The sequence below is a fragment of the Comamonas thiooxydans genome (assembly GCF_000964545.1).
Classification (GTDB): Bacteria; Pseudomonadota; Gammaproteobacteria; order Burkholderiales; family Burkholderiaceae_C; genus Comamonas; species Comamonas thiooxydans.
In genome coordinates, this window is record NZ_BBVD01000005.1 from 426,974 (window position 1) to 446,607 (window position 19,634).

Here is a 19,634-nt window from a genome sequence, read left to right on the forward strand (position 1 = left end):
GTTTTCAGCCCTGAATCTGCAAGTTTCGCTCTCAACCCATCCAACACCATGCCTGCTGCCGACCTGGACTCCTTTGACCACGCGATTCTTGCCCTGCTCCAGCGTGACAACCTCATGCCGCAGCGTCTGATTGCTGAGCACATCAACCTCTCGGCCCCAGCCGTGCAGCGGCGCATCAAACGATTGCAGGAAACCGGGGTGATTGCCGCCAATGTGGCCGTGCTGGAGCCCGTCAAGGTGGGCCGCACGCTGACTGCGGTCATCACCGTGCAGTTGGTCAATGACAGGCCGGATCTGTCGCGCGGCTTCAGGGCGCGTATCGCCGACGAAGCGGCTGTGCAGCAGTGCTTCTATGTGACGGGCGAAACCGACTACATCCTGGTCGTCACGGCAACCGACATGGATGATTACCAGGCCATCTGCAAACGCCTGTTCGAAGGGGACGAGAACATTCGCCGCTACAGCACCTCGATCGCGCTGGAGCGCATCAAGACAGGTCTGCAGCTGCCGCTGTCTGCGCCGTAAGGCGGTTCCGCCGTGCGACCGCCCGGCCGGAGTTGATGCAGGACGAGGTCTGCCATCTGCCATGGAGATTGGCACTGGCGCCACCGGAAACAAAATGCAACAATTGCGTCATAAACCGGCTCAGATTCCGCACACAAACAAGAGTCCACTCTTGAGGAGACACGATGAACGCTTCTTCCGCCACCTCGCCCGATATGGCCACGCTGGTTGCCGATCGCACTCTGGACAAATATGCCAAGGACTACTTCCCCCGGCGCGAGCAAGTGACGATTGCCTTTCGTGGCGACATTGCCGAGAGGCACAACTACGACAAAATCCGCCCGCTCTCCGAAGCCCAGCGCCATGGCAGGCATATTGTGGTGATCGAGGGCCAGAGCCAGAAGACCGGAGCCACAGGCCACTACCGCATTGAATGCAATAGCTGGAACCTCATCGAAGCCGTGGGTCTGTGGGAACAAGCCGCAGAGGCTTGAAACCCGATGTGGGGGTGTGAAAGAGCCTGCAATGAATGGCGCTGGCGCACCTTGAGACTCAAATCTCCATTCCCAAAGCGCTGTTCGCCACCCACCAGGCCAGACACAGCATCATCACACCGGTGATGCCATCCATGACGCGCCATGCACCTGGGTTGGCAAACAAGTGCTTGAGACGGCGCCCCGCCATCGCCAGCAGCACAAACCAGAGGCAGCTGGCCGAGGCCGCACCCATCACGTAGGACCAGCGGCCCGCACCCTCCTGCTGGGCGCCAATCGAGCCCATCAGCAAGACCGTATCCAGGTACACATGAGGATTGAGCAAAGTGATGGCTGCCAGCGCAGCCAGCACGCTCATCATTCCGCGTGGTGCAGCCCTGCGCTCGCCGGCCTCCATGGCGGCATCCGGGGCCAGCCACATGCGCCGCAAGGCGAAAAGGCCATAGGCCAGCAAGAATGCGGCTCCGCCCAGCGTCAGATACTGGGCCAATGCCGGATAGCTGGCCAGCATCTGCGCCATGCCGGCCACCCCCAGTGCAACCAGCAGCCCGTCGCTGAGCACACACAGAGCCACGCAGGCCTTCACATGTTCGCCATGCACTGCCTGACGCAGCACATACAGGTTCTGGGCTCCTATGGAAACAATGAGCGAAGCGCACACCGTAAAGCCTGCAATCCAGGCGGAATAAAAATTAGTTGTCATGTCCATGAGCCGCTGACTCCTCCAAACCGGCCCGGATTCTTGCTCTGCGAAGCAATTAAGTAAAATTACATTTACTCAATTCAATGAAGAATTTCTAATGTTGGACTACGCGGGACTGGAAGCGCTTGCCGCCGTATTGCGCGAGGGAAGCTTCGAGCGTGCGGCGCGCAAGCTGCATGTAACCCCCTCCGCCATCTCCCAGCGCATCAAGCTGCTCGAGGAACGCGTGGGACAGGTGCTGGTGCTGCGCGGCACGCCTTGCACCGGCACGGAGGCCGGCCGACGCCTGTGCCTGCATGTGGAGCAGGTGGCGCTGCTGGAAAACGATTTGCGCCGCAAGAACCCCGAGCTGGTCCCCGAAGGACAGACCGCCTTGCCCACGCTGAAGCTGGCTGTCAATGCAGACTCCCTGTCGACCTGGTTCATGGATGCCATGGCGGCCTTCACGCAGGATGGCAACGAGCTGCTGGACATCAGCATTGACGACCAGGACCACACGGCCAAACGCATCAAGGAAGGCGAAGTCATGGCCGCCGTCACGGCCACGGGCTCTGCGATTGCTGGCTGCAACACCTGGCCCCTGGGCCGCATGCGCTATATCGCCGTGGCCAGCCCGGAGTTTGTGCAGCGCCACCTGGCCCAGGCCGAATCAGACCGGGAACTGGCCCAGATGCTGGCCAAGGCGCCAATGATGTACTACGGCCGCAAGGACAGCCTGCAGGACCAATGGCTGCACGGCCTGGGGCTGGACGGACGGCGCAACAACGCGCGTCACTTTCTGCCCTCCAACCAGGGCTACACCCGTGCCGTGGAACTGGGCATGGGCTGGGGCATGCACCCGGCACAGCTGATCACCCCGCAGCTGGCCAGTGGCGATTTGATGGAACTGCTCCCTGGCAGAGATCTCCACATCCCTATGTACTGGGCCCATACCCGCAATGCCCAGGCCAGCCTGCAACGCCTGACCGACTGCATCATCCATGCCGCAGCTGCCTGGCTGGAGCCCATGAAGGACTAGCTCAGTCTGCTGAAGACTTTTTCAGGCCGTAATAGAACACCCAGGCAGCCGCCAGGTAGAGAAAGGGATAAAGCGCCAGATAAGGGGCCAGATGCAGATAGGCCGACCATCGGTCGGCCGCGAAAAAGCTTGCATACACCAAGACCGCAAGCAATGCCCCGCTACCTGCCAGCAGGCCGGCATAGGCCAGCAAGGTGGCCAGACGCAAGAGCAGTCTGCCGCGCTCGACCAGCAGCAACCGGCCCGAACGCAGCTGCACGGGAATCTGATAGAGGCGAGCAAGTGCCATCAGGAAGACGATGGGCACCAGGATCAGAGGCAGGAAAAACATGTCTCGCAGCGCAATCAGGGGCGATGCTCGGACTCCACATGGCGCACGGCCGCCCTGGCCTGGGTGAGCATATGAAAGTCCAGAATGCGTGTCGCCATGATGGTCTCCCAGAGGAAGCAGCATAGAGCCAGCACAAAGGCCAGCACCCCCAGCAGAAAGCTGAAAACGGCATAGCCGTGGCCGCTGACGCCGTAGGCCTGGCCCACGAACAGCAGCACAATGGTCAGCCCTATGCACATGCCGCACAGCGTCAGCAGCGCGATGGATACGTTGGCCAGTCGCCCGCGCTCGCGCAGAAAATGCAGTTCCTTGAGATGGCGGGCGATCAGATCGTGATCGTCCAGGGTGCGCAGGCTTTCCTCCAGCTTGCGGGCGCGGTCAATGATGCGGGCCAGCCGCCCCGCTACGGAGCCAATCATGCCGGCCACGGCAGTCAGAAAAAAAACCGGCGCAACAGCGAGCTGAATGCTGTGGGTGACGGTCTGTGCGTCGATGGACCAGATGCTCATGGTGTCCTCAAAATCAGGGGCTGTCTCAGCCTCTATTTTTATGCACAAATATCAGCTCAGTTTTGACTGAATTCACTCAAAAAACCGCCATGGCTGTTTTTCTACTGCGCCAGATGTTTGACGGCAATTGGCATGCCTGCCGCAATGCCAATGCTGGCCCTGTGTCCTTCCTTGTCTCCATGGATCCCGCCTCGTAGTCACTGCCGATGGCTGCTGCTATATAATTTTTAGCGAACGATCTTTCAGACTGCGGTCTGCCAAGCTTGTTCAACGTAGCAGGTGCCCGATGTTTCATCGGGTTAAACGGGAACAAGGTTCAAAGCCTTGGCTGCCCCCGCAACGGTAAGCAGATCAATCCACTTCACGGCTTTTGCACCAGCAAGAACCAGTCACTGGCGTTCTACGTGGCCTCTTCAAGAGGTGCGCGGCAGCGCTGGGAAGACGAAGTGGCATGCCTCGCGCAATCTGCCAGCCCGGATACCGGCCTGTTAAGCGCTGACCGTCCGGGTGCAACTCCGGCAGTCGGCATTTGCAACGACCGTCTGCGGGGAGCAGCGTGACGGCAGCTGATCGGCGACAGGCGCGCACACCCAGGCGCACTCCGGACGCCGGCCATGGTCTCGTCACATGCATGCAGGCTGGTCAGTTCTCGCTGACGACATGAAATCTTTCGCCCTGCCTGCTGCCCTGATCGGCCTGGCACCTGCCTTGACCTTGGCCGCAGAGCCTTCGGCCAACAGCTCAAGTCCCTCCACTTTCTCCTCCGCAGCGCAACTGCCTACCGTACAGGTCACGGACAACGCCCCTGGCGGACTGGGTCTGTCGCAGCCAACAACATCGGGCAGCCGGACCGGCATCGCCACCCGTGACCTGCCCGCCAGCCTCGACTATGTGGACGAGCAGACCTGGCAGGAGCGCGGTGATAGCCGCATGGCCGACATCATCGGCCGCACCGTGGGCATGACGCCACTGTCTGCCACCAGCTACAGCAGCCTGTCCTTCAGCACGCGCGGCTTCACCGGCACCAACTCGGTGGGCATCGCCGAAGACGGCGTGCGCCTGAGCGTGGCCTCGTCGACCACGCCCTACCCTGCCAACAGCTGGGGCTATGAGCGCGTGGAAGTGCTGCGCGGCCCTGCCTCCATCGTCTATGGCACGGGTACCGTGGGCGCCACGGCCAATGTGGTGCGCAAGCAGCCCAGCAAGGAGACGGTGCGCGAAGTACTGGTCGGGGCCGGCTCGCACGGTACGGCCAAGCTCGGTCTGGGCATGGGCGGCGCGCTGAGCGACACGCTGAGCTACCGCCTGGATGCCTATGGCCACCACACCAATGGCGAGCACGACATGAGCCGCGCCAGCGGCGGCAAGCTGATGAGCACGCTGCGCTGGCAGCCCACGGCGGCCCTGCGCATGGAACTGCTGGCCGATGTCAGCGACGAAAAACCTGCACGCTATTTCGGCACGCCCACCGTGAACGGTGCCATCGTGCCCGAGCTGCTGGGACGCAACTTCAACACCGCTGACAGCGATATCCGCATCAAGGACAAGCGCGTGCGCGCCCGTGCCCAGTACCAGGTCAACGACTGGCTGAGCGTGAGCAACGAGCTCTACCATTTCAAGGCCGACCGCTACTGGCGCAACATCGAAGCCTATAGCTACAACCCCAGCAAGCAGCAAGTGACGCTGGGTGACTATCTGGAGCTGGCCCACGATCTGGCCCAGACCGGCAATCGGCTGGAAACTACCATCCAGGCCGGTGCACACAAAGTAGTAGCGGGCTGGGAGGTAAGCCGCGCCCGGTTCAACTTTGCACGCAACGACTATGCGGGCAGCGCGACCATCGGCGTGAACGAGCCCTCGCTGGGCTACTGGCCCAATACTTCGCCCATGCTGCCAAGTTATCGCACTCAGGCCACCACGCATGACTTCTATGCCGAGGATGCCTGGACGCTGACCGACAAATGGCTGCTGCTGGCCGGCATACGCCGCGCCCTCACGGACTTTGAGCGCAATGATCTGGTGGGCAGCGGCTCCTTCGACAAACGTCTGACCGGCACGGCCTGGCGCCTGGGCCTGACGCACAAGCTCAGTGCCCAGACCAGCCTCTACGGCCAGCTATCCCAAGGCCATGACCCAGTCACCAATGTGCTGACCCTGAACCTGGGCAACAGCCCCTTCAAGCTGACCACGGCACGCCAGATCGAGCTGGGCCTGAAGCAGCAGTTCGCCCAGGGCCAGGGCGAATGGACGGCCGCCGCCTATCGCATCGAGAAGAAAGACATCATCACGCGCGAACCGAACAACGCTTTGCTGTCCGTGCAAGGCGGCAAGCAAAGCTCGCAGGGGCTGGAGCTGAGCGCGGTGATGCGCCTGTCGCCCAACTGGCGCCTTGAGGGTAATTACGCCTTTGTCGACGCCAAGTATGACCAACTGATCGAAGCTGGTGGCGCCGACCGCTCCGGCAAGCGTCCCACCAATGTGGCGCGCAACACCGCCAATCTGTGGGCCCACTACACCACCCACAGCACCCTGGGCCGCTGGCAGGCATCGCTGGGCGCACGTGCAGTGGGCAGCCGCTTTGCGGACAACGCCAACACCGCGCGCAGCGGCGGCTACACCGTCTGGGATGCAGCACTGAGCTGGCGTCCCCAGCCGCACAGCACCTATCGCCTGACGCTGCGCAACCTGACGGACAAGCTCTACACCTACTCGGCCGTCTCCAGCGCCAGGGCGTCACAGGCTTACCCGGGTGAGGGGCGGCGCGTCGATCTCACGGCCGAGTTCACGTTCTAAGTGCCATGCATCGCTTTTATAACAGTAGCTGCCTGCGCTTGTATTTTCTTGAGTTCAGACACTTTTAGCCATGAAGTCCTTTAAATACATGCGCCAGAAGCTCCTGTTACTGAAGCAACCGCTATGGTTTGTTGCGGTGCTGGCTTCGGCAGCAGCGCTCAGCGCCTGCGGCGAAAGCCATCAGGCCGGCAGCATCCCGCAGGCCTCACCCAGCAAACCGGCAAAAACAGCGCTCACCATCGATGTCTGCACCCAGCCCGTGGTCTATGACAAAGTTCCGCAGCGTGCCGTGGTGCACGGCATCAATCTGCTGGAGATGTTTCTTGCCCTGGGCCTGCAGGACAGGCTGGTGGGCTATGGCGGTCTGCGCGACATCAGCCGCCTGCCCACCGCCATGCAGCCGCTGCTGGCCGGCGTGCCCGATCTGTCCAGCCAGGGCATGAACCTGGAAACCTTGCTCAACGCCCAGCCGGACTTTGTCTTCAGCGGCTGGTCCTATGGCTTCAGACCCGGCCAGATCACTCCTGCCAGCCTCAAGGAGCTGGGCATCGCCAGCTATGTGCTCAGCGAATCCTGCATACGGCAGGTGGCTCGCGAACGCGTTTCGCTGGAAGACACTTTCAACGACCTGCTCAACCTGGGCCGCATCTTTGACATCGAGGCACGCGCCCAGGCGCTGGTGGGCAAGCAGCGCGCCCAGCTGCAGCGCGTGACCGATGCCCTCCAGAACGTGAGCCACAAACCCAAGGTCTTTGTGTTTGACAGCGGTACAGACATCCCCGTCACCACGGGCCGCTATGCCATGCCCCAGGCCATGATCGAGGCCGCGGGCGCAACGAATATCTTTGACGATCTGGACAGCAGCTGGATGCGCGGCAACTGGGAAGACGTGATTGCCCGCGAACCGGACTGGATAGTCATCGTCGATAACGACAGACCCGTGACCGACGGCAAACGCCAGTTTCTGCTGGCCAAGCCCGAGCTGGCCCACCTCAAGGCCATACGCGAGCAAAAGTTCGTGCTGCTGGAGTTTGCCGAGGCAACGCCAGGCCCGCGCAATGTCGCCGCCACCCTGCGCCTGGCCCATGCGCTGCACCCTGAGCAGATACCCGAGCAGGTGAGCGAGCCATGATGCAGACCGCCGAGCACCCAAGCAGTGCGGCTTCGGTCAGCGCAACCGCCAATGCTTTCTCGGCCCAGCGCCATCAACTGGCACTGTGGCTGGCGGCGTTGATCGCGCTGCTGCTGCTTTCGCTCACGCTAGCCATCACGCTGGGGCCGGTGCGCATGGCGCCGCAACTGGCATGGCAGATCACGGCGCATGAAATAGGCCTGCAGCTCAACAGCCTGGGCTTGAACTTTGGCGGGTCCGGAGGTGACTGGACCGTGGCCCAGCAGCAAATCGTCTGGCGCGTGCGCCTGCCGCGCGTGCTGCTCGCCGCTCTGGCCGGAGCAGGACTGGCCGTGGTGGGCGTGGCCATGCAAGCCATGGTGCGCAACCCCTTGGCCGACCCCTATCTGCTGGGCGTGTCGTCTGGCGCTTCGGTAGGCGCGGTCAGCGTGCTGGCCTTTGGCACACTGGCCTTTGCGGGCGAGTTGGCCCTGCCGCTGGGCGCTTTTGGCGGCGCGCTGGCCGCCTGCACCACGGTGTATTTTCTCGCCCATGCCCACGGCAGGCTACTGGCCTCGCGCCTGATTCTGGGCGGCGTGGCCATTGCCTACTGCCTGGGCGGCGTCACCAGCCTGATCGTGCTCACGGCCGATCAGCGCGAACTGGCCAACTCGGTGCTGACCTGGACACTGGGCAGCCTGGCCGGCACGCGCTGGGACGAGCTGGGTCTGCCAGCCTTGCTGCTGCTGGCGGGCGTGGTGCTGCTGCTGACGCAGGCGCGCTCACTCAATGCCCTGCTCGCAGGCGAAGAAACCGCCATGACGCTGGGCGTGGACACCACGCGCACCAGGCGCTGGCTGTTTGTACTGGTCTCCCTGGTCACCGGCGTGCTGGTGGCGCTGACAGGCCCAATCGGCTTCGTGGGCCTCATCGTGCCCCATGTCACGCGCATGCTTGTGGGGGCCGAGCATCGCAGCGTGCTGCCCGTGGCGGCGCTGGTTGGCGCCATCTTTCTGGTCTGGGTCGATGTGTTCTCGCGCATCAGCTTTGCTCCGGCCGAGGTGCCTGTGGGCGTCATCACCTCGCTGCTGGGCGGCCCCTTCTTTGTCTGGATGCTGTGCCGCAAGAATGCCCGGGAAAGGCTGAGCCTGTGATGTTCCAAGCCCATCAAGCTCAGGCGCCCAGCCAGTGCGAGCTGCTTTTGCAGGCCAGTCAGCTCAACTTTCAGGCCGCAGCGGCGCATATCGTGCGTGATGTCAGCCTGCAAGTGGCGCGTGGCCAGTTCGTGGGCCTGCTCGGGCCCAACGGCAGTGGCAAGTCCACGCTGCTGCGCATGATCTACCGCATCCTCAGACCCGCCAGCGGCACGGTCTGTATGCAGGAGCGCGACGTCTGGCGGCACAGTGCCCGCGACAACGCCCGTGCCATGGCCGTGCTGGCACAGGAAAATGCCAGCGAGTTCGATCTGCGCGTGCGCGATGTGGTGCTGATGGGACGCACGCCGCACCAAAGCGCCTTTGACAAAGACAGCGCGCAAGACTTTGCCATCGTCGCCCAGTCGCTTGCGCGGGTGCAGGCCCAGCCACTGGCCGAGCGCATGTTTTCCACGCTCTCGGGCGGTGAGAAGCAGCGCGTGCTCATGGCCCGCGCACTGGCCCAACAAGCGCCACTGCTGGTGCTGGATGAGCCCACCAACCACCTCGACGTGCGCCACCAGTTCGAGCTGATGAACCTGATTCGCGGCCTGAGCCTGACCACTTTGGCCGCTCTGCACGAGCTGCCGCTGGCCGCGCACTACTGCGACCGCATCTACCTTTTGCAGCACGGTGCACTGGTGGCGCAAGGCACTCCGACCGAAGTGCTGACGCCAGAGACCATTGCCCGTGTCTACGGCGTGCGCGCCCAGGTGCACACCAGCGCACGCACGGGCAAGCCCGTGATCGAATTCATGCCGGATGAGCTGCTATGACCCAGACCTGCACTGAGCCCACGCCCTCTTTACCTGCAGCCAACGCCGGCCTGGCCATCGTGGTGCTCAGCCGCGGTGCGGCCTATGCGGGCGGCCTGACGGAACTGAGCGATCTGGCAACGCAGCTTGAGGCCCGGCTGGCTGCCGCACAAACGCCTGTGCTGCGTGTGCAACCCGCCTTTGTGGACCGAGCACAGCCTGCCTTGCCCGAAGCGCTGGACCTGTGCGCCGATGCCGATCAGATATTGATCCTGCCCGTCATGGTGCCCGACGAGCCTTCGCTGCGCCGCTGGCTGCACAAGCTCATCATGCGCTGGCGCGCCAAGCAACAGGCTGGAGGGCAACCCGGCAAATACGCCCCTCGCATCGTTTTTGCTCAACCCCTGCTGCAGTTGCCGGCGTTGGCCGAGCTGCTGGCCGCCACCATTCCCAGCGCGCTGCAACAGCCCGATGTGCCGCAATTGCTGGCCGATGAAGACTGGGAGCGCGACCCCAAAGCCTGGTCTCAAGTGCCGGAGCACCAGCACCATGTGCTGTGGTGCGTGGGCCCACGCTGCGCGGCCAAGGGAGCCGTCGCGCTGTGGCCGCAACTGGCACGCACCGTGCAGCAAAACCCGCTGCTCAAAAAGCAGGTGATGCTGCTGCAAACCAGCTGCCAGTACCCGTGCAACCACGGCCCGCTGATGATTGCCTACCCCGAAGGCGTGTGGTACGGCCCCATGGATGCCACGACGATCGAGCCCGTGCTGACAGCCCATGTGCAGCAGCATGACTGCCCCCACGAACACCTGCGCGTGCATGGGCCACAGCCCGCACTGCACGAATAAGTTTTACCTGTTGAATTTCCCTGTTGATCCCCATCCGGAGAGTGATCCATGCAAACCACCAAAATCCCCGCCACCATCGTCACCGGTTTTCTCGGCAGCGGCAAGACCACGCTGATGCGCCATATTCTCGAGCAGGCCAAGGGCCTGCGCGTGGCGGTCATCGTCAACGAGTTCGGCGAACTGGGCATTGACGGCGAAATCCTCAAGACCTGCGCCATAGGCTGCAAGGAAGAAGGCGGCGCAGACGGCCAGATCTACGAGCTGGCCAACGGCTGCATGTGCTGCACCGTGCAGGAAGAGTTCTTCCCCGTCATGAAGGCCCTGGCAGAACGCCGCGCCGACATCGATGTGCTGCTGATCGAGACCAGCGGCCTGGCCCTGCCCAAGCCCCTGGTCCAGGCCTTCCAGTGGCCCGACATTGCCAATGTCTTCACCGTCGATTCGGTGGTCACCGTGGTCGACACGCCCGCTGCGGCTGCCGGCCAGTTTGCCCATGACCCGCATGCTGTCGACGAGCAGCGTCAGGCCGACCCCAATCTGGACCATGACGCCAGCCTGCATGAGCTGTTCGAGGATCAGCTCTCGGCCGCCGACCTGGTGGTGCTGTCCAAAGCCGATCTGGTCACGGCCGAACAACTCGGTCAGGTGCGAGCCCTGGTGGCCGAAGAAGTACCTGCCAGCGTGAAGATGATCGAAGCCGTGCAGGGCCAGGTGCCCCTGAACGTGCTGCTGGGCCAGCATCGCGCCGCCGAGCTGTCGATCGACGACAAGCACAGCCACCATGACCATGACGAAGACCATGACCACGATGCCTTCGACTCCTTGCACCTCGACCTGGGTGCCGTGGACCGCGACCGCCTGATGCAGGCCTTGCAGTCCATCGTTGAGCAACATGGCGTGCTGCGCGTCAAGGGCTTTGCCGCTCTGCCTGGCAAGAAGATGCGTCTGCTGGTGCAGGGCGTGGGCCGCCGTTTTGATGCCTATTTCGACCGTGCCTGGGCCGACGGCGAAGCTGCGGCCACGCGTCTGGTGTTCATCGGCAAGCAGCTGGACGCCGCCATGTTGCGCCAGGCCTTGATGGGCGCCCAGGCATAAAATCCAAGCAAAATCGGCCTCTATCGCTTTACTGGCAAGCGGATAAAGCTATCTTTTTGAATCATGCACCTGCTCAGCTCCCGCCCCGGCGGCTTTGTCGAAGACGACAGCATCATCACCCGTCTGGACCAGACGCCTGCAGACATGGTGGTGCTCAGCTCTGCCGACACCACGCTGTCGCTGCTGGCCGATGCCTACCGGATGTGGCTACAGGCCGAGCCCCGGGCCGGGGGTTCCACGCCCACGCTGCGCCTGGCCAACCTGCTGCATCTGCGCCAGAGCGCCTCGCTCGATCTGTATATCGACGAGGTGCTGCAGCATGCCAGGCTGGTCATCGTCGATCATCTGGGAGCCGAGTCCACCTGGCCCTACGGCATCGAGCAGCTGCAAAAGCTGGCGCGCCGCAAGGGCCAGAAGCTGGCCATGTTCTCGGGCGACAACCAGGAAGATCCCGAACTGCTGGCCAAAGGCACGCTGGAGCCCGAGCAAAGCCGTGCGCTGTGGCAATACCTGCGCGCCGGCGGCCTGGGCAATGCACGCGAGTTCCTGCGCATGGCGGCAGCCTGGGGCCTGAACCAGGGCCGCGAGGGAGCGCCCGTGCGGGTGCTGCCCCCCGTGGCCGTGCATGTGCCTCAAGCCTGGCTGGCCGACGATGCTGGGCATCTTCCGGGCCTGGACGACCTGCAGGCACGCTGGACGCCCGGCGCCCCCGTGGCCATGCTGGTCTTCTACCGCTCGCATCTGCTGGCGGCCAATACCGAGGCCTTCGATGCCATGGCCGACGCCCTGCTCGCGCGCGGCCTGAACCCGCTGCCGCTGGCCCTGGAGTCGCTCAAGGACGGGCTGTGCCTGCAGACGCTGCGCTCCCTGTGCATCACCCACCAGGTGCAGATCATTCTCAACACCACGGCGTTTGCGGCCCTCGGAGAACATGCGCGCACCGGCGAGGCGGCCGACGCGCTGGCCGGCGACATTCCCGTGCTGCAGGTGATTGCCAGCGGCAGCAACCGCGAGGACTGGCTGGCCGACAGCCAGGGCCTGCGCCCGCGCGACATTGCCATGCAGGTGGTGCTGCCCGAGATGGACGGTCGCATCATGACGCGCGCCATGAGCTTCAAAGGCCTGGCCCATCGCTGCGAGCTGACGCAAACCGATGTGATCAGCTACCAGGCCGAGCCCGACCGCATTGCCTGGATTGCCGAGCTGGCCTGGCGCTGGTGCCAGCTGCGCAGCAAGCCTGCGGCTCAGAAGAAAGCCGCGCTGATACTGGCCAACTACCCGGGCAGCGAGGCACGCATGGGCAGCGGCGTGGGTCTCGATACGCCGGAATCCGTCATTGCCCTGCTGGATCAGCTGGCACGCGACGGCTGGCAACTGGGGGATGCTGCTGCGCGGCCCGACTCCGGCCTGGCGCTGATGGGCCTGCTGCAACAAGGCATTGCCAATGACCCAAAAAAATGGCCGCTGCGTCCTGCAAGCCAGGGCTATTCGCTGCAGGCCTATCAACAGCGTCTGGCACAGCTGCCCGGCGATATGGCCCAGGCCATAGCCGAGCGCTGGGGAGCGCCCGAGCAAGACCCCATGCTGCGCGATGGCTGGTTCATGATTGCCGGCCTGCAGCTGGGCCATGTCTTTGTCGGCATACAGCCCGCACGTTCTCTCGACGGGCGCAATGACTACGCCAGCTACCACGACGCCGAGCTGGTGCCGCCCCATCACTATCTGGCGTTCTACTTCTGGCTGCGCGATGTGTTTGGCGTGGACGCCATGGTCCATGTGGGCAAGCATGGCAATCTGGAATGGCTGCCGGGCAAGAGCCTCGCGCTGTCGCAGCAATGCTGGCCCGATGCCATTCTCGGCCCGCTGCCGCATGTCTACCCCTTCATCGTCAACGACCCCGGCGAAGGGGCTCAGGCCAAGCGCCGCAGCCAGGCCGTCATCATCGACCATCTGATGCCGCCGCTCACGCGCGCCGAAAACCACGGCCCCATGCAGGAGCTGGAACGCCTGGTGGACGAGTACTACGAAGCCCTGCTGGTCGATCTGCGCCGCTCCGGCATGCTGCGCAAGCAGATTCTGGACTGCGCCAGACAGCAGGATCTGCTGCGCGAACTCGGCCTCGAAGCGGCGGGCGCGCAGCCCGGTGCCGACGAGCTGCTGCTGGAACGCATCGATGCCTATCTGTGCGAACTCAAGGAAACCCAGATCCGCGATGGCCTGCATATCTTCGGCAGCTCGCCACAGGGCCAGTTGCGCGAATCCACCCTGCTCTCGCTGGCACGCTATCCCGGCAATGTCGGCAGCGAGCAAGGCCTGCTCAATGCGCTGACAGCCGACCTGCTGCCGGCCATGGACTGGAACCCGCTGGACATGGATGCCGCAGCCCCCTGGAACGGCCTGCGCCCGGCCGCGTTGCAGCAGCAGGATGCCGGCACCTGGCGCCATGGCGGCGACACGCGCGAGCGGCTCGAGCTGCTGGCCCTGCAGGTCATTGCCAATCCCACGCTGGCCCGCGACTGGCCGCACACACTACAAGTGCTGACGCGCATAGAGCAGCAGATTGCACCGTCACTGGATGCCTGCGGCCCGCAGGAACTGCTGCAGTTCTCGCAAGCACTGCAAGGACGCTTTGTTCCACCCGGCCCCAGCGGCTCACCCTCGCGCGGGCGCTGCGACACCTTGCCCACAGGGCGGAACTTCTACACCGTGGACACCCGTGCCATCCCCACCCAGACCGCCTGGGCACTGGGGCAGCAGTCCGCGCAGCGCGTGCTGGAGCGTTATCTGCAGGAGCATGGCGAATATCCACAGGCCATCGGTCTTTCCGTATGGGGAACAGCCACCATGCGTACCGGCGGTGACGATATCGCCCAGGCCTTTGCCCTGATCGGGGTTCGTCCCAAATGGGCGGCCGGCAGCCAGCGCGTGACCGACTTTGAAGTCATTCCCGCCGTGGGGCTGCGTCGCCCGCGTGTCGACGTGACCTTGCGCATCAGCGGCTTCTTCCGCGATGCCTTTCCCAACGTGGTGCAGATGTTCGATGCCGCGGTGCGTGCCGTGGCCGAGCTCGATGAGGACGCCGAGGACAACCCCATCCGCGCGCGCGTGCTGCGAGATACGCAGGCTGCCGTGGATCAGGGCCTGAGCGCCGACGCGGCCCGCGAACAGGCGTTGTGGCGCGTTTTCGGAGCGCCCACCGGCAGCTATGGTGCCAGCATGCATGAGATGCTGCGTAGCGGCCAGTGGACCGACGCGGGCGACTTTGCACGCCACTATCTGCACTGGGGAGCCTATGCCTACGGCCAGCAGGCCGATGGCGTGCCGGCCCGCGCCGCGCTGGAGCAGCGTCTGCAGACACTCGATGTGGTTCTACAGAACCAGGACAGCCGCGAGCATGACCTGCTGGACTCCAGCGAGTACTACCAGCATCAGGGCGGCATGGTGGCGGCAGTGCGGCACCTGGGCGGCAGCGACCCTGCCGTCTATCATGGCGACCACGGCAATCCTCAGTCTGCCAGGATTCGCTCCCTGGCCGAGGAGATCGGCCGCGTGGTGCGCGCCCGCGTCACCAACCCCAAGTGGATTGCGGGCGCCATGCGCCACGGCTACAAGGGCGGCTTCGAGATGGCGGCGACGGTGGATTATCTGTTCGGCTTCGATGCCACCACCGCGCTGGTCTCGGACCAGCATTACGCCATGGTCACCCAGGCCTATGTGGAAGATGAGAGCGTGCGCCAGTTTCTGCGCCAGCACAATCCACAGGCGCTGGGAGATATCGTCTCGCGCCTGCTGGAAGCCATAGACCGCGGCATGTGGGAGCAGCCCGGCGAGCATCGCCAGAGCCTGCTGACCCAGATGCTGGAGCACGAAGAATTCATGGAAGGACAGGTTTCCCAATGAGCCCGAACCACGATCCGGCACCCGTATTCCCACTCTCTGCCATACAGGGACAGCCCGCCCTCGTGCAGGCCCTGCTGCTCGCCGCGATAGAGCCGCAGCTGGGCGGCGTGCTGATTCGAGGCCCGCGCGGCACGGCCAAGTCCACGGCGGCCCGCGCGCTGGCGGACCTGCTGGCCCCTGCGCCCTTTGTCACCCTGCCGCTAGGCGCTTCCATCGAGCATGTGACCGGCAGTCTGGACCTGTCCAAAGCGCTCTCAGGCCACGAAGTGGGCTTCGCTCCGGGTCTGATTGCCAAGGCGCACGACGGCGTGCTCTATGTCGATGAAATCAATCTGCTGCCCGATGCCATCGTCGATGTGCTGCTTGATGTGGCGGCCTCCGGCATCAATCGCATAGAGCGCGACGGCATCTCGCACAGCCATGCCGCGCGCTTTGTGCTGATCGGCACCATGAACCCCGAGGAAGGCATGCTGCGGCCACAGTTGCTGGACCGACTGGGCCTTTGCGTGCAACTGGACAATGCCAATGATCCGCAACTGCGCAGCAGCATTGTCAAAGCCAGGCTACGCTTTGATCAGGATCCCCAGGGCTTCGCCCGATCTCGTGCAACCGAGCAGCAGGAGATTCGCCAAAGGCTGACGCTGGCCCGCAGCCGTTGCCGCAATGCCTCGGAGCTGGCCTGGAGCGATGCCGTCCACGAGGCCGTGGCCCTGCAGTGCATTGCCGCCCAGGTCGACGGGCTGCGTGCCGACCTGGTCATGCTGCGCGCTGCACGCGCCCTGGCGGCCTGGCAAGGCAGTCAGAGCATCACGCCCGCACATGTGTCCGAAGTCGCGCCACTGGTGCTGCAGCATCGCGCCAGCCAGCCAGATCCGGGCAGCTCCAGCCAGCTGCGGCAGCCCCCCGCAGCCACGCCTTCTGCCCAGCCGCCGGCAACGCCCGCCACACCGTCAGCCGCGGGCAGCTCAGCCCGCACAGAGCCCGATACCCAGGCACCAGCATCTCATTCACCGGCTACCCGCGAGCCCGGCGCCACCAGCTCCTTGCCTCAAGAGGCAGGCCCGAGCCTCGAACAGCCGCCTGCCGGCTGGGGACAGGCTCAAGCCGTGAGCAGCGTCGTATTTGAGGCTCAACAGGCCGACGCCATGGCACAGGCAGCCCTGGAGGCCCTGGCCGCAAAAAAAGCCCGGGCCTCCGGTCCGCTGCGCTGAGCGCCGGCCGGGGGCAAGTCGGCTCCGAAAACCATGGCCTGGCCTTGGCCAGCCATGCCGTATCCAGCGTCCACAAGATGCCAGGGGCATCGATTGACTGGACAGCCACCCTGCGCCAACGCCAGGGCCAGCCACTGGCACACGCACATCTGCGCTGGCGCCAGCCCGAGGGAGCAGTGCGCAGGCAACACCTGTTCCTGCTGGACTGCTCGGCCTCTATGGTGGAGAGCGGCGCATTCGCCCAGGCCAAGGGCCTGCTGCTGCAGTGGCTGCGCCGGGCCTACCTGCAGCGCGAATCCGTGGCCCTGCTCTGCTTCGGCTCAGGCCGGCTCCATTGGCTGCTGGAGCCCACGCGGGCGCCACGCTGGAATGCCGATCTGATCGAGCCGCTGCGCGGCGGTGGCGGCACGCCGCTGGCCCAGGCCCTGCAGGCGGGCTGGCAGATGGCGGCCAGATACTCCCGGCAACCATCCTGCCTCTGGCTGATCAGCGACTTCCGCAGCCCCGATGTACTGCAGCTGGAGCGCGGCCCCATACCTGCCCTTGCGCAGATTCTGGTGGACTGTGAAGCCGCTGCGGTCCAGAACAAGCGCCTGTTTGGTGGTGCCGAGCGGCTGGCAAAGGCCTGGCCGGATACTCTGCGACTGCCGCTGAAATTCAACTAAAAATCGCCTCTACCTCTTAACAGGAAAGCGCTAGCAGCTATCTATTTTGATAACCATCTGACAGGGCATCACACTCCCCCTGCTCGCCCTATCGATATTCAGCGGCCACACGGGCGGCAGGAAAGCGGCTGTCAGGCCGATGAGTTCGGCCGTGTGCACCAGGTTATCGCGTAAGATCGCGCCACCACAGGTGCCTCATGGCGTGCTTTTGCACGCGGAGGTGAAACGAGAAGCAGGTGAATGGAGTTCCCACCAATCCTGCACTGCACCCGCAACGGTAATCAGAGATATGGAGATGCATGCTCTGGCCCACGGCCATGGCCGCCACTGCGAAAGCGGGAAGGCGCATCGACATGCCACCCTCAGGTGGGCTCTGTAAGTCCGGAGACCGGCCTGGTGTGTACAAGGCGCAGCGGGGTTGCATGTGGCTTGTGATATGCCAGCGCCTGCGTGCGGCTCATCACCTCTTCATTTCCCTCTGCACATTTTGTTTGTCTGGCCCGGGTATCGGCCAAACCGACCGTGGATGACCTATGTTGCATGGAATTTGCCAGTCAGATTTGCCCCAGCGGGCCGGCCGTGCCCTGGCCTCGTCGCCTGGAGCAGAGCTTGCCTAGCCCTGAGCCCATCCAGATTCGTGGCTGGTGCCCCAGCACCTGGAAGCCCATGCAGGCACAGGACGGCTGGATCGTGCGCGTACGCCCTCGCTGCGCGTCTCTAACCGCCGCTCAGTGGCTGGTACTGGCCGAACTCGCACGAACCCATGCCTCGGGCCAGATCGAGCTGACCCGCCTCGGCAATCTGCAATTGCGCGGCGTGCACGAATCGGCCCTGCCTGCCTTGCGCGCAGCGCTCGTTGTCTCGAGACTGGCCCCTGCCGATGAACAGGCAGATCTGGCGCCTGCCGTGCATTGCACTCCGTTCTATACAAGAGGAGATCGCACCCATGCACTGGCTCTGGCGCTTTCCGGTGCAGCGGCGCGTGACCTCAGTCCCCTGGCCCTGCAACAGCAGAGCATGCCGGCCCTGCCCGGCAAATTCGACATGCTGGTCGACGATCCGCAGTGTCATCTCCGAAGCCTGAGCTCCGACCTTCAGCTATGGGCCTGCGCCGATGGAGGCTATGGGCTTGCCCTGGGCCAATCGGAAGACTGGTATGGCTTTGAGACTGCACCGGCTGCCGTGCAGGCAGCCATACAGATTGCCCTGTGGTTTGCCCGTGAGCGCAGCTCGCAGGCGGCAGGCCGATTGCGCGGCCTTGCCAAGCCCATCGACCTTCAGGCCTGCGGACTCGCCAAGGCCAGTCATCACCTTGAGCCCCGGACTCTGGACAGGAACGCTGCCAGGTCGTTGCGGCCCGGAGCGCCCAACCTCCACGGCCTGCTGCTCGGCGCCCCGTTGGGACGCCTGGACGCATGGGCCATACAGAAGCTGGCGGCTCTCATGCCCGAACAAGCGGAGATCCGGGTCACGCCCTGGAAATCCTTGCTTCTTCCGAACAAGCACCTGGATTCACTGCCTGCCCGGCTCGATGCCAGGGACTGGATCAGCCAGTCCGCGGATGTGCGCCTGCGAGTCTCGGCCTGCACCGGCGCCCCCAACTGCCCTCAGGCCCATATCCCGGCCCAGCCCATGGCCTTGCAATTCGCCAGCTCACAGGCGGCGGACCGGCATCTTCATATCAGCGGCTGCGCCAAGCTCTGTGCCCTGCCTGCCGATGCGACAAGTGTGGTGTTTGCCAGCCAGGACACAACGGGCCAGATATGGCTGCACGCCAGCCCCGCTGAAGCTCAGCCGTCAGCCAGGGCATCCATTCCCTATCGGCCTCTGAACTCCGATCCTCACGATATACAGCAACAACTCAATGACCTACAACTATGAAAAGTGCGGTGAAGAGATTTACCGGCAATCCTTCAGCATCATCCGCCGAGAGGCCGATCTCAAGCGCTTCAACCCCGTGGAAGAGCGGGTCGCCTGCCGCATGATTCACGCAGCCGGCATGGTGGAGCTGGCCGCACATATCCATTTCTCCCCGACCTTTGCCGAAGCGTCGGAAGCCGCACTGCAGCGCGGAGCACCCGTGCTCTGCGATGCACGCATGGTCAGCGAGGGCATCACGCGCAAGCGCCTGTCGGCCCAGAACCCCATCATCTGCACCCTGCAGGACCCGCGTGTGCCAGCGCTTGCAGCCGACATGGGCAACACCCGCAGCGCCGCAGCACTGGAGCTGTGGCGCGAGCATCTGGACGGCGCCGTGGTCGCCATCGGCAATGCGCCGACAGCCCTGTTTCATCTGCTCCATATGCTGCAGGACCCGGACTGCCCGCGCCCGGCGGCCATCGTCGGCTGCCCGGTCGGCTTTGTGGGAGCTGCGGAGTCCAAGGACGCTCTGCGCGAATGGGGACAGATTCCGTTTGCCATCGTGCAAGGACGCCTCGGTGGCTCCGCCATCACGGTTGCCGCCATCAACGCGCTGGCAACCACGGTGGAGTAGGAGGAGTCAC

Annotated in this window: 17 protein-coding genes and 2 riboswitches; of the genes, 14 read left to right on the forward strand and 3 right to left on the reverse strand. The window is 64.1% G+C overall.

From position 1 onward, the window contains the following. The first annotated feature begins 48 nt into the window (after positions 1 to 48). Both Cth01_RS09440 and Cth01_RS09445 read left to right on the forward strand, forming a co-directional pair. A complete protein-coding gene (locus Cth01_RS09440; protein WP_003062959.1) occupies positions 49 to 525 on the forward strand; it encodes an Lrp/AsnC family transcriptional regulator in 477 nt (158 codons plus the stop codon). A gap of 164 nt (positions 526 to 689) precedes the next feature. Further along, positions 690 to 998: a hypothetical protein gene (locus Cth01_RS09445; protein WP_003062961.1), complete on the forward strand. Its 309-nt coding sequence runs from the start codon at positions 690 to 692 to the stop codon at positions 996 to 998. Positions 999 to 1,056: 58 nt separating this feature from the next. Here the strand turns inward: Cth01_RS09445 and Cth01_RS09450 are convergent, their stop codons facing one another. Further along, positions 1,057 to 1,707 carry a LysE/ArgO family amino acid transporter gene (locus tag Cth01_RS09450; RefSeq protein WP_003062963.1) on the reverse strand — a complete coding sequence of 217 codons (651 nt, stop codon included), beginning with the start codon at positions 1,705 to 1,707 and terminating at the stop codon, positions 1,057 to 1,059. 91 nt (positions 1,708 to 1,798) lie between these two features. On the opposite strand from Cth01_RS09450, the gene Cth01_RS09455 reads away from it, so the two are divergent. After that, positions 1,799 to 2,719 (forward strand): HTH-type transcriptional regulator ArgP, encoded by a 921-nt coding sequence (locus Cth01_RS09455; RefSeq protein WP_012838046.1) that lies wholly within the window; start codon positions 1,799 to 1,801, stop codon positions 2,717 to 2,719. A 1-nt stretch (position 2,720) separates the two neighbouring features. Here Cth01_RS09455 and Cth01_RS09460 read toward each other — a convergent pair whose 3' ends face one another. Both Cth01_RS09460 and Cth01_RS09465 read right to left on the reverse strand, forming a co-directional pair. Beyond that, entirely contained in the window at positions 2,721 to 3,050 is a 330-nt protein-coding gene (locus tag Cth01_RS09460; RefSeq protein ID WP_012838045.1) for a hypothetical protein, read from the reverse strand. A gap of 14 nt (positions 3,051 to 3,064) precedes the next feature. Beyond that, positions 3,065 to 3,559 carry a DUF2721 domain-containing protein gene (locus Cth01_RS09465; RefSeq protein WP_003062966.1) on the reverse strand — a complete coding sequence of 165 codons (495 nt, stop codon included), beginning with the start codon at positions 3,557 to 3,559 and terminating at the stop codon, positions 3,065 to 3,067. Positions 3,560 to 3,819: 260 nt separating this feature from the next. After that, positions 3,820 to 4,062, forward strand: a riboswitch (cobalamin riboswitch). A gap of 157 nt (positions 4,063 to 4,219) precedes the next feature. Between Cth01_RS09465 and Cth01_RS09470 the strand changes: the two genes are divergently transcribed. The 11 genes from Cth01_RS09470 to Cth01_RS09520 all read left to right on the forward strand — a co-directional run bounded on the left by Cth01_RS09470 (position 4,220) and on the right by Cth01_RS09520 (position 19,624). Then, entirely contained in the window at positions 4,220 to 6,352 is a 2,133-nt protein-coding gene (locus Cth01_RS09470) for a TonB-dependent receptor (RefSeq protein ID WP_233425138.1), read from the forward strand. Between the two features lie 88 nt (positions 6,353 to 6,440). Further along, the gene (locus tag Cth01_RS09475) at positions 6,441 to 7,484 is read left to right on the forward strand and encodes an ABC transporter substrate-binding protein (RefSeq protein ID WP_045839154.1); all 1,044 of its coding nucleotides are present in this window, start codon (positions 6,441 to 6,443) and stop codon (positions 7,482 to 7,484) included. Then, positions 7,481 to 8,617, forward strand: coding sequence for a FecCD family ABC transporter permease (locus tag Cth01_RS09480; protein WP_156160274.1), 1,137 nt, complete (start codon positions 7,481 to 7,483; stop codon positions 8,615 to 8,617). Before Cth01_RS09475 ends, Cth01_RS09480 begins: the two co-directional genes overlap by 4 nt. Continuing rightward, positions 8,617 to 9,432: an ABC transporter ATP-binding protein gene (locus Cth01_RS09485; protein WP_080746065.1), complete on the forward strand. Its 816-nt coding sequence runs from the start codon at positions 8,617 to 8,619 to the stop codon at positions 9,430 to 9,432. The genes Cth01_RS09480 and Cth01_RS09485 overlap by 1 nt, the downstream gene beginning before the upstream one ends. Continuing rightward, the gene (locus tag Cth01_RS09490) at positions 9,429 to 10,259 is read left to right on the forward strand and encodes a (2Fe-2S) ferredoxin domain-containing protein (protein ID WP_034392426.1); all 831 of its coding nucleotides are present in this window, start codon (positions 9,429 to 9,431) and stop codon (positions 10,257 to 10,259) included. The genes Cth01_RS09485 and Cth01_RS09490 overlap by 4 nt, the downstream gene beginning before the upstream one ends. Before the next feature lie 48 nt (positions 10,260 to 10,307). After that, positions 10,308 to 11,354, forward strand: coding sequence for a cobalamin biosynthesis protein CobW (gene cobW, locus Cth01_RS09495; RefSeq protein ID WP_034351882.1), 1,047 nt, complete (start codon positions 10,308 to 10,310; stop codon positions 11,352 to 11,354). Positions 11,355 to 11,417: 63 nt separating this feature from the next. Continuing rightward, the gene (cobN, locus tag Cth01_RS09500; protein ID WP_045839024.1) at positions 11,418 to 15,254 is read left to right on the forward strand and encodes a cobaltochelatase subunit CobN; all 3,837 of its coding nucleotides are present in this window, start codon (positions 11,418 to 11,420) and stop codon (positions 15,252 to 15,254) included. Continuing rightward, the gene (locus Cth01_RS09505; protein ID WP_045839025.1) at positions 15,251 to 16,465 is read left to right on the forward strand and encodes a magnesium chelatase ATPase subunit I; all 1,215 of its coding nucleotides are present in this window, start codon (positions 15,251 to 15,253) and stop codon (positions 16,463 to 16,465) included. Before cobN ends, Cth01_RS09505 begins: the two co-directional genes overlap by 4 nt. 44 nt (positions 16,466 to 16,509) lie before the next feature. Further along, a complete protein-coding gene (locus tag Cth01_RS09510) occupies positions 16,510 to 17,130 on the forward strand; it encodes a vWA domain-containing protein (RefSeq protein WP_233425139.1) in 621 nt (206 codons plus the stop codon). Positions 17,131 to 17,301: 171 nt separating this feature from the next. Then, positions 17,302 to 17,541: riboswitch (cobalamin riboswitch) on the forward strand. Positions 17,542 to 17,739: 198 nt separating this feature from the next. Beyond that, entirely contained in the window at positions 17,740 to 19,011 is a 1,272-nt protein-coding gene (locus Cth01_RS09515; RefSeq protein WP_233425140.1) for a ferredoxin-like domain-containing protein, read from the forward strand. Then, on the forward strand, positions 18,995 to 19,624 hold the full coding sequence (locus Cth01_RS09520) for a precorrin-8X methylmutase (RefSeq protein WP_045839027.1): 630 nt from the start codon (positions 18,995 to 18,997) through the stop codon (positions 19,622 to 19,624). The genes Cth01_RS09515 and Cth01_RS09520 overlap by 17 nt, the downstream gene beginning before the upstream one ends. Positions 19,625 to 19,634 lie beyond the last annotated feature (10 nt).

Coding starts and splice junctions, on each gene's coding strand:
- Cth01_RS09505 (WP_045839025.1), top strand. CDS start 15,251: ATGAGCCCGAACCACGATCCGGCACCCGTATTCCCACTCTCTGCCATA.
- Cth01_RS09465 (WP_003062966.1), bottom strand. CDS start 3,559: ATGAGCATCTGGTCCATCGACGCACAGACCGTCACCCACAGCATTCAG.
- Cth01_RS09450 (WP_003062963.1), bottom strand. CDS start 1,707: ATGGACATGACAACTAATTTTTATTCCGCCTGGATTGCAGGCTTTACG.
- Cth01_RS09520 (WP_045839027.1), top strand. CDS start 18,995: ATGACCTACAACTATGAAAAGTGCGGTGAAGAGATTTACCGGCAATCC.
- Cth01_RS09445 (WP_003062961.1), top strand. CDS start 690: ATGAACGCTTCTTCCGCCACCTCGCCCGATATGGCCACGCTGGTTGCC.
- cobN (WP_045839024.1), top strand. CDS start 11,418: ATGCACCTGCTCAGCTCCCGCCCCGGCGGCTTTGTCGAAGACGACAGC.
- cobW (WP_034351882.1), top strand. CDS start 10,308: ATGCAAACCACCAAAATCCCCGCCACCATCGTCACCGGTTTTCTCGGC.
- Cth01_RS09480 (WP_156160274.1), top strand. CDS start 7,481: ATGATGCAGACCGCCGAGCACCCAAGCAGTGCGGCTTCGGTCAGCGCA.
- Cth01_RS09455 (WP_012838046.1), top strand. CDS start 1,799: ATGTTGGACTACGCGGGACTGGAAGCGCTTGCCGCCGTATTGCGCGAG.
- Cth01_RS09485 (WP_080746065.1), top strand. CDS start 8,617: ATGTTCCAAGCCCATCAAGCTCAGGCGCCCAGCCAGTGCGAGCTGCTT.
- Cth01_RS09490 (WP_034392426.1), top strand. CDS start 9,429: ATGACCCAGACCTGCACTGAGCCCACGCCCTCTTTACCTGCAGCCAAC.
- Cth01_RS09440 (WP_003062959.1), top strand. CDS start 49: ATGCCTGCTGCCGACCTGGACTCCTTTGACCACGCGATTCTTGCCCTG.
- Cth01_RS09470 (WP_233425138.1), top strand. CDS start 4,220: ATGAAATCTTTCGCCCTGCCTGCTGCCCTGATCGGCCTGGCACCTGCC.
- Cth01_RS09475 (WP_045839154.1), top strand. CDS start 6,441: ATGCGCCAGAAGCTCCTGTTACTGAAGCAACCGCTATGGTTTGTTGCG.
- Cth01_RS09460 (WP_012838045.1), bottom strand. CDS start 3,050: ATGTTTTTCCTGCCTCTGATCCTGGTGCCCATCGTCTTCCTGATGGCA.